General features: G+C 73.2%; 8 protein-coding genes. 5 read left to right on the forward strand and 3 right to left on the reverse strand.

Features of this window, described 5'->3' with window-relative positions:
- Positions 1 to 63: 63 nt before the first annotated feature.
- Positions 64 to 1,338, forward strand: a complete 1,275-nt coding sequence (gene dinB / locus AC1DUQ_RS12110; protein ID WP_477063066.1) for a DNA polymerase IV — start codon at positions 64 to 66, stop codon at positions 1,336 to 1,338.
- A gap of 40 nt (positions 1,339 to 1,378) precedes the next feature.
- Positions 1,379 to 1,783 (forward strand): DUF3040 domain-containing protein, encoded by a 405-nt coding sequence (locus AC1DUQ_RS12115; RefSeq protein WP_477063067.1) that lies wholly within the window; start codon positions 1,379 to 1,381, stop codon positions 1,781 to 1,783.
- Here the strand turns inward: AC1DUQ_RS12115 and AC1DUQ_RS12120 are convergent.
- From AC1DUQ_RS12120 to AC1DUQ_RS12130, 3 genes are read right to left on the reverse strand one after another with little or no spacing between them, the layout of a single operon-like run.
- Positions 1,728 to 4,007 (reverse strand): transglutaminase TgpA family protein, encoded by a 2,280-nt coding sequence (locus AC1DUQ_RS12120; protein WP_477073866.1) that lies wholly within the window; start codon positions 4,005 to 4,007, stop codon positions 1,728 to 1,730. The genes AC1DUQ_RS12115 and AC1DUQ_RS12120 overlap by 56 nt on opposite strands.
- Positions 4,004 to 5,251 carry a DUF58 domain-containing protein gene (locus AC1DUQ_RS12125; RefSeq protein WP_477073867.1) on the reverse strand — a complete coding sequence of 416 codons (1,248 nt, stop codon included), beginning with the start codon at positions 5,249 to 5,251 and terminating at the stop codon, positions 4,004 to 4,006. Before AC1DUQ_RS12125 ends, AC1DUQ_RS12120 begins: the two co-directional genes overlap by 4 nt.
- On the reverse strand, positions 5,251 to 6,252 hold the full coding sequence (locus AC1DUQ_RS12130; RefSeq protein WP_477063070.1) for an AAA family ATPase: 1,002 nt from the start codon (positions 6,250 to 6,252) through the stop codon (positions 5,251 to 5,253). Before AC1DUQ_RS12130 ends, AC1DUQ_RS12125 begins: the two co-directional genes overlap by 1 nt.
- A 369-nt stretch (positions 6,253 to 6,621) precedes the next feature.
- Between AC1DUQ_RS12130 and mraZ the strand changes: the two genes are divergently transcribed.
- From mraZ to ftsL, 3 genes are all read left to right on the forward strand, one after another.
- Positions 6,622 to 7,098: a division/cell wall cluster transcriptional repressor MraZ gene (gene mraZ, locus AC1DUQ_RS12135; protein WP_477063071.1), complete on the forward strand. Its 477-nt coding sequence runs from the start codon at positions 6,622 to 6,624 to the stop codon at positions 7,096 to 7,098.
- Positions 7,099 to 7,246: 148 nt separating this feature from the next.
- Positions 7,247 to 8,260: a 16S rRNA (cytosine(1402)-N(4))-methyltransferase RsmH gene (rsmH, locus tag AC1DUQ_RS12140; RefSeq protein WP_477073868.1), complete on the forward strand. Its 1,014-nt coding sequence runs from the start codon at positions 7,247 to 7,249 to the stop codon at positions 8,258 to 8,260.
- On the forward strand, positions 8,257 to 8,676 hold the full coding sequence (gene ftsL / locus AC1DUQ_RS12145) for a cell division protein FtsL (RefSeq protein WP_477063073.1): 420 nt from the start codon (positions 8,257 to 8,259) through the stop codon (positions 8,674 to 8,676). The genes rsmH and ftsL overlap by 4 nt, the downstream gene beginning before the upstream one ends.
- Positions 8,677 to 8,762 lie beyond the last annotated feature (86 nt).

Consider the following 8,762-nt stretch of genomic DNA (forward strand, 5'->3'; position numbering starts at 1 on the left):
CCCAGCGGGCGTCATGAGCAGCGCCGATCAGCCAGTCGGCGGGTCCGACGACCTCGTGCAGCCATGAGTCGCGGACCCCGGTCGGCCGAGGCCAGGCGCGACTGGGGTCGCGAGGAGGTCGGCTGCTCGATCCTGCACGTCGACATGGACGCGTTCTTCGCGTCGGTGGAGCTGGCTCGTCGGCCGCAGCTCAGGGGCCTGCCGGTGATCGTCGGTGGCGCGGCGCGCAGCGTGGTCCTGGCGGCGACCTACGAGGCCCGGGCGTTCGGCGTGCACTCGGCGATGCCGATGGCCACCGCGCTGCGCCAGTGCCCGCAGGCGATCGTCGTCCCGCCCGACCACCACGCGTACCACGAGGTCTCCACGGGCGTGATGCAGCTGCTCGGTGACGTCACCGCGCTCGTCGAGCAGGTGAGCATCGACGAGGCCTTCCTCGACGTGGCGGGCGCGCGCCGACGCCTCGGGCCGCCCACCGTCATCGCCCGGCTGATCCGGCGGCAGGTCCAGGAGCAGTTCGGGATCACGTGCTCCGTCGGCATCGGATCGACCAAGTTCGTCGCCAAGCTCGCGTCCGGCCAGGCCAAGCCGGACGGCGTCCTCCTCGTCCCGCGGGCGGCGACGGTGGAGTTCCTGCGGGTGCTGCCGGTCGGGGCACTGTGGGGGGTGGGTGAAAAGACGGAGGCCGCCCTGGCGCGCTTCGGTATCCGGACGGTGGCACAGCTCGCCGACAGCGACGTGTCCACGGTGCAGCACGCGGTCGGCAAGGTCGCGGGCTCGCACCTGTTCGACCTGTCGTGGGGTCGCGATCCGCGGCCGGTCAGCCCGGGCCGCGAGGAGCGCTCGCTGGGCGCCGAGGAGACGTTCCTGACCGACGTCGCCGACCTCGCCGTGGTCCAGGAGAAGGCACGGGACCTCGCCGACCGGTGCGCGGTCCGGCTGCGCAGGAACGGCCTGGTCACGCGGACGATCACGGTGAAGATCCGGACCTCCGACTTCCGGACGCTCACCCGGTCGCGCACGCTGGTCACCCCTACGGACGTCGGGCGCGAGATGTTCCTGGCCGTGCGGGAGCTGCTCGCGGGCGTCGATCTCGGAGGGCTTCCGGTCCGACTCGTCGGGGTGCGCGCCGAGGGTCTGTCCCGTGCGGCGTCGACCATCCGCCAGCCCACCCTCGAGGAGGCGTCGGACGAGCCCGTCCGCGCCCGGCGGGACGCGGAGCTGACCATGGACCGGGTCCGCGAGCGGTTCGGCGGGGCCGCGATCAGGGCCGGGGCTCCTCAGGCTGGAGGAGTATCCTCCGGCTCGACTACCACCTTCGTTCCGGCGGATCTATCCTGAACCGGACGACAGGTCCACATAGCTGACAACGGGGGTCAGGATGCCTCTCTCGGAGTACGAGCAGCGCGTGCTCGAGCAGATGGAACGCCAGTTGACCTCTGACGATCCGCGGCTCGCCAACACGCTGACTCAGCGCGGGCATCGCCCGTTCGGCCGATACGTCATCGCGGGAGTTGGTGCGTCTGTCGGTCTGCTGCTGCTCGTCCTCGGCGCGGCCAACGGCCTCCCGTGGCTCGGCGTCATCGGCTTCGTCGTGATGTTCGCTGCCGTCGCGTTCGCCTTCGCGGCGCCGCAGCGCGCGTCCGGGCACCGTTCCGGTCCGCGAGGCGTGGTCCAGAGCGACGGTCAGGTCAAGCCGGCAACGCCGCCGGCCCGTCGCAAGAGCAGCCTCATGTCCCGTCTCGAGGAGCGCTGGGAGCGGCGCCGCGGCGAGAGCGGTCACTGAGCAGGCTCTCCACCCCGCTCATCAGCTCGTCCACCCACCCGGCGAGGACCTCCGGGTCCACTGAGGGCTGCTCCGGCGCGTAGAGGTCGCGCTCGACCGTCCGCGCCAGCGACTCGAGCGCGTCGACGGACGACCCCGTCAGGGACGACCCGGCGGCCTGCCGCAGCTGCTCCTGCACCGAGACGACGACGGTTCGCGGGGTCTCGGCGTCCGTCCAGGTGACCCCGCGCGCACCGAGCCGGCGCCGGGCGCGGAGCCAGGCACGCTCGGGGGTCAGGTCCGCGCGGAAGCGGGTGCGACGCCGGATGAGGGCGAGCCCGAACGACGCCACGGCCAGCACGATCGCCACGGTGACCGCCACAGGCAGCCAGGCCTGCTCGTCGTCCTCGGCGCCGCCGGAGGACTGCGCGCCGCCGGGCGCGGAGGAGGAGGTCGCGCCGGGCAGGGGGACGGGCACCTGGTCGTCGGGGATCTGGTCCGGGGCGGAGATGCCGACGAACGGGTCGCTCCAGCGCGGCGGGGCGCCGGTCTGCTCTCCTGGGGTCGGCTCGAACCGCACCCAGCCGGAACCCTCGAAGAACAGCTCGGGCCAGGCGTGCGACTTCTGGCCGGACACGACGTAGCCGCCGTTGCGGTCCGACTCACCGGGCAGGAAGCCGACCGCGACCCGGGCGGGGATGTCGAGCGAGCGGGCCATCATCGCCATCGAGGTGGCGAACTGCACGCAGTAGCCGCGGGTGGACTGCAGGAAGTCCCAGACGGCGTCGTCCGACTGGGAGGGTGCGACGCGGGTGTCGTAGGTGAAGTTCGTCGTCGCCCGGAAGTACGTCTGCAGGGCCATCGCCTGCTCGTAGGGCGTGGTGGAGCCCTCGGTGATCTCGCGGGCGAGCGCGGACATGTCGTCGGAGTGCGTGGTCTGCGGCACCTCGAGGGAGGCGCCGTCGTCACCGGGGTCGCCAACCTCCGCGCCGACCAGGTCCTCCTTGGTCAGGGACGGGATCTCGACCTGCATGGCGTAGGTCATGCCGTCGAACGTGCCGCGTCGACCGACGACCTCGTCGCGCCCGGGGTCGTACTCCCACCCGCCGCGCACGTCGACGGTGCGCGGGAAGGTGCTCACCGGGAGGCGGCGCTCGCGCAGGTTGTCCACCTCGATCCGGACGTCGGCGAGGGTCCCGCGGTCCGCGTCGGGGGACGTGCCGAGGATGGTGGGGTCCGACGACAGGAGCGTCGAGGGGTCCCAGCCGGTGAGCTCGAGCGAGTCCGAGCGGTCCCACTCCTGGCCGTCGAACGTGGTGAGCGTGAAGGCGCGCAGGGGGCCGACGTCGTTGGCGGTGACGTTGGTGTCCGCGCTCGGTGAGGGAGCGGGCTCGGCGCCCTCGTCCGTGACCACCGGGGTGACCGTGTACCGCAGGACGACCTGGCCCGACCGGGAGCCCAGGCTCTCGCGCAGGTCGAGGTTGTCGCTCAGCGACATCGGCCCGACCGGACCGGTGCCGAAGCTGGGCATGCGCATGGTCGCCCACCCGGGGAAGGCCGCGACGGCGGGGCCGGCCAGGAGTGTGGCGACGATCAACGAGGCCGAGCTCAGGACCGCGACGGAGGTCCGCCGGGCACGGTCGCTGTGGGCGGTTGGTGGGGCCGCGCTCAGCGCCAGCAGCAGGAGGTAGAAGAAGGCCGTCCAGGCGATCGCCCAGCCGCTGGCCGGGAAGCCCAGGATGATCGCGGGCACCCACAGCCCCGCGAACGCGACACCGGACAGTGCCGGCGCACCCAGCCCGATCGCGACGAGGTCCGCCAGCAGGAAGACCGAGACGGCCCCGACGACCACGAGCAGCTCGGCGGGACGGACCCCGGCCATGGGCACGAGGGACGCGTTGATGACCGCGACGCCCTCGCGCGCGGTCGCGAGCGTCCGGTCGAACGACCCGGAGTCCGGCAGGACCTGCAGCCGCCCCGGGGGAGCCCCGTACCGGACGAGCACGATGGCGGCGGCGACGWTCGTCCCGGCGAGCGTGGGCGCCCACCAGGACCGCGTGACGGCACGGACACCGACGACGACCGCTGCGACGACCAGGACGATCAGCCACGTGGCGACGAGCCAGCTGCCGCGCACGATCAGACCGGTGAGCGCGAAGAGGCTGGCGCAGGTCGCGGCCGCGCAGAGGGCCGACCCCAGCGCCGACCGGGGTCCGCGGGGGATGCGGAGCGTGCGCCCGCTCACTGGGCCGACCCCAGCAGACGCAGCCAGCAGTCCACGATCGGCTCGCCCGGTGTCACCTTGCAGGCACGCCAGCCGGCTCGACGCAGGGCCTTCATGGTGTGCTCGGCCTCCGCCTCGTGCGCGGGGGTGTCGGCGCGCACGACGGCCCAGGCCTGAGCGGTGTCGGCGACGTGCGCGAGCGCGGCACGGGCGGACGCGCCGAGCGGGCCGAGGACGGCCAGGACGATCTCCCCGCCGGCGTCGCTGGTGTGCAGCAGGTGGGCGGCCGCGACGAGCTCGGCCTCGCCCTGGGCGGCCGTGCGCGGTGCCTCGAGGTCGATGGTGCGGTCCAGCACCGCGCTGCGGGCACCGGGTCCGGAGCGGTCGTGCACGAAGGCGAGCGGGTACGGGCTGGCGTTGTCGCGCAGGCCGCTGACGAGCCGGACCGGGTGGCCACCGTCGAGCATGGCCAGCGACATGGACGCGGCCAGTGAGATCGACCACTCCAGGCTGGCGACCCGCGCGGGCAGGTCGAGCAGGACCGAGACGGGCCGCATGCCGGCGCGCTCGTCCRAGCGGACCATGAGGGCGCCCTTGCGGGCGCTGCTGCTCCAGTGCACGCGGCGCAGGTCGTCGCCCTCGCGGTAGTCCCGCAGCGAGGCGTCGTCGGTCGAGGGGCTCCGCGCGCCCAGGGCCACCCGGTCCGGCTCGCCCACGAGCACGTCGCTCGGGGTGGGGAGCGGCACCACGGCCGGCCACACCGACACCTCGGCCTGGTCGCCGAGGGTCGCCGACGTGCGCACCACGCCGAACGGGTCGCTGCGGGTGACCACGAGCGGACCCAGCGGCCAGCGGCCGCGTCGCGCGGCCTGCACGGCGTACGTCACGGTCACGCGGCGCGGCGCGCGTGTCACCCGGGCGCGCAGCGGGCGTCCGCCGGACAGCTCGGTGGCGGCCTGCTCGGCGAACTTCAGCCCTGCCAGCCGCACGCGCGCGGCGGGATCGGCGGCCGCGATGACGACCTCGATCTGTGCCTCGTCGCCCGCGTGCACGGGGTTCGGCCGGGCGCGCCGCTGGACGTTGAGCCGGTGCTTGCCGCGACCGGGGTCGAGCACGCCGACGCCGACTGCCGCCGCGACGACGAGCAGGAGCGCGAGCGTGCCGATGCGCACCAGGTCGACCGCCCCGAGCACGACGCCGAGCTGCAGCGCGACGATGCCCGCGCCTGCGAGCGCCCAGCCTCGGGGTGTGGGACGGAGTCGCATCAGCCGGTCGCGCGTCGCGAACGCGCGGTGCCCGCCGTCGACGGGAGCGGGATGCGGTCGAGGATGTCGGCGACGATGTCCGACGTGCTGCGGCCGGACAGGCGCGACTCGGTGCTCGGCAGCAGGCGGTGCGCGAGCACGGGGACGCCCAGCTGCTGCACGTCGTCGGGCAGCACGTGGTCCCGGCCGTCCATGGCGGCGAGGGACTTGGCGGCACGGAGCAGCTGGATGGCGGCGCGCGGGGAGGCGCCGAGCCGCAGGCCCGGGTCCTCGCGGGTGGCGGTGACGAGATCCACGACGTACCGCTTGATGCCGGGCGCGGCGTAGAGCCGGCGCGTGGTCTCGATGAGCGCCTTGACCTGCGCGGCGTCGGTGACGGGCCGCAGGGTGTCCAGCGGGTCCGACGTCTCCTGCAGGTCGAGCATGTCGAGCTCGGACTCGATGCTCGGGTAGCCCACGGTCAGCCGGGCCATGAACCGGTCGCGCTGCGCCTCGGGGAGGGGGTAGGTGCCCTCCATCTCGACGGGGTTCTGGGTGGCGACGACCAGGAACGGCCGCGGCAGCGGGTAGGTGCGGCCGTCGACGGTCGCCTGCGCCTCCTGCATGCACTCCAGCAGTGCGGACTGCGTCTTGGGCGAGGCCCGGTTGATCTCGTCGCCGATCACGACGTGCGCGAAGACGGGACCGGGCCGGAACTCGAACTCGTGGGTCTGCGACCGGAAGATGTTCACGCCGGTGAGGTCCGAGGGCAGCAGGTCCGGCGTGAACTGGATCCGGCCGACGGTGCAGTCGATGGTCTTGGCCAGCGCCTTGGCGAGCGTCGTCTTGCCGACCCCCGGGACGTCCTCGAGCAGCAGGTGCCCTTCGGCGAGCAGCACGGCGACCGTGACGCGCACGAGCTCGGGGCGGCCGGTGACGACCCCCTCCACGGCGGTGCGCATCCTCGTGGTGATGTCGACGACGTCCTCGAGCTCACTCGTGGACGGGACGGCCTGCAGCATGACGCCTCCTTTGGCGGATCTGGGTCCGAGCCTAAAGGTCGGGCGCCCTCAGTTCATCGCCCATCGGCCCCCCACTTCGCTCCACCACCCACCCGGTCGAGCGGCGAAGGCGCCCGGACCGGCGGCGATTCGTCCGATCCCTCCGGAATCGGGCTGGTTGAACGTGCCTCGACACGCCCCGACGATGCTCGGGGGCCGAACCTCCCTCCACTTCGCTCCACGGTTCTGACCTGCGGTTTTGTACTCTCGATCGGGTGAATCATGCGGATCTCCGGTGGCAGGTGGAGTGAAGTGGAGTACCGTGGAGGCACGTGGTGAGGCGGGGAATGTCGCACCACGACATGCAGCGAGGGACCGGGAGGAGGCGGGGTGACGCATGAGTCGTCCGCCGGCGTCTTCGGCTCGTTCGCGCCCTTTCTCGGGACGTACACCCCACGGCTCGACGAGAAGGGCCGGCTCATCCTCCCGGCCAAGTTCCGTGGTCAGCTCGCCCCTGGACTGGTCATGACGCGCGGCCAGGAGCGGTGCCTCTTCCTGCTCCCGATGCAGGAGTTCCAGCGCATGCACGACCAGCTGCGGCAGGCGCCGGTGACCAGCCGGCAGGGCCGCGACTACCTGCGCGTCTTCCTGTCGGGCGCCTCGGACGAGCTGCCCGACAAGCAGGGCCGCATCTCCATCCCGCCCATGCTCCGCAAGTACGCGGGGCTCGAGCGCGACGTCGCCGTCATCGGCACCGGCACCCGGGTCGAGATCTGGGACCTCACCGCGTGGGAGACGTACCTGGCCGAGCAGGAGGCCGGCTACGCCGACACCGCGGAGGAGGTCTTCCCGAACGGTCCCTTCTAGACGCACTGGCCCACGGGCCGCCCGGTGAGACCTCCTCCCGAATCTCTGCCGCACTTCCCCGGTGGCAGAGGGTCGGTGGGGGATCTGGTCGGACGGCGGAGGGGCCGCCCGACCACACCATTCGTGCCACCTGGGGAGGGGAGCAGCGATGACCGAGCACACGTCTGACGACGCGGCCTCCCGGCACACCCCGGTGCTGCTGCAGCGCTGCCTCGACCTGCTGGCCCCGGCCTTCGACGTCGAGAGCCCGGTCATGGTCGACTCGACCCTGGGGATGGGTGGCCACACCGAGGGCATCCTGCAGGCGTTCCCGCACGTGCGGGTGGTCGGCATCGACCGCGACACCCAGGCGCTGGAGCTCGCGGGCAGGCGGCTCGCGCCGTTCGGCGACCGGTTCACCGGCGTGCACGCGGTCTACGACGAGATCAACGACGTCCTGGACTCGCTGGGCATCCCCGCGGTGCAGGGCGTCCTCATGGACCTCGGCGTGTCGTCCCTGCAGCTGGACGAGCGCGAGCGCGGCTTCTCCTACTCGGCCGACGCCCCCCTGGACATGCGGATGGACGCGACCACCGGGCAGACGGCGGCGGACGTGCTCAACACCTACGACGAGCGCGAGCTCGCGCGCATCCTGCGCGTCTACGGCGAGGAGCGGTTCGCACCGCGCATCGCCCGGGCCATCGTCGCGCAGCGCGCCCGGCGTCCTCTGGAGAGCACCGGGGAGCTGGTGAGCATCGTGCGCGCCAACATCCCCGCAGCCACGCGCAAGACCGGCGGCAACCCGGCCAAGCGCACCTTCCAGGCGCTGCGCATCGAGGTGAACGGCGAGATCGAGGTGCTGGAGCGCGCSCTGCCGCAGTCGATCGAGGCGCTCGCCGTGGGCGGCCGGATCGTCGTCGAGTCGTACCACTCGCTCGAGGACCGGGCGGTGAAGCGCGCGCTGGCCGTCGGGGCGACGTCGAGCGCCCCGCCGGACCTGCCGGTCGAGCCGGAGACCCACGCACCGTTCCTGCGCCTCGTGACGCGCGGCGSCGAGGAGGCCGACGAGGCCGAGCTGGCGCACAACCCCCGGTCGCAGTCCGTCCGGCTCCGCGCAGCCGAGCGCACCCGTCCCACCCCTGACCACCTGACGCCACGTCCGACCGGAAGGAGGGCAGCATGAGCGCCCAGTCCGCTGCCCGAGTGAGCACCGCTCGCGCCTACCCGACCCCGGCCCGCCCCAAGGCAGCCCCGGCACCCCGACTTCGCGTCGTCCGCGCGCCGGAGCACGCCAGGACACGTGTGCCGTTCATCCTTGCCTGCATGGCCGTCCTCGCCGGTGCGCTCYTGTCCGCACTGCTGCTCAACACCTCGATGGCGGCGAGCGCGTACGCCAAGTACGACCTGTCCAACGAGCTGGGCCGGCTCAACCAGGACGCGCTGGGCCTGACGGCGGAGCTGGACGCCAAGGCCTCGCCCACGCAGCTCGCCGCCGCGGCCAGYGCACTCGGCATGGTGCCCACCAACGGCACCGGCTGGCTCCGGCTCGCCGACGGCAGCGTGCAGGGCGCCCCCGAGCCGGCCGGAGCCGGCGGATGACGGGTCCCGTCCCCGGCTCGGTACGCCCGCGCGCCCGCACCGAGCAGACCCGTCGACCCGTGCCGGCCAACCGCGCGACCGGGACG

The organism is Cellulomonas sp. P4_B5_2 (assembly GCF_056402235.1).

Excerpts from the sequence above, each read along its gene's own strand:
- dinB (WP_477063066.1), top strand. The coding sequence starts at position 64 with ATGAGTCGCGGACCCCGGTCGGCCGAGGCCAGGCGCGACTGGGGTCGC.
- AC1DUQ_RS12115 (WP_477063067.1), top strand. The coding sequence starts at position 1,379 with ATGCCTCTCTCGGAGTACGAGCAGCGCGTGCTCGAGCAGATGGAACGC.
- AC1DUQ_RS12130 (WP_477063070.1), bottom strand. The coding sequence starts at position 6,252 with ATGCTGCAGGCCGTCCCGTCCACGAGTGAGCTCGAGGACGTCGTCGAC.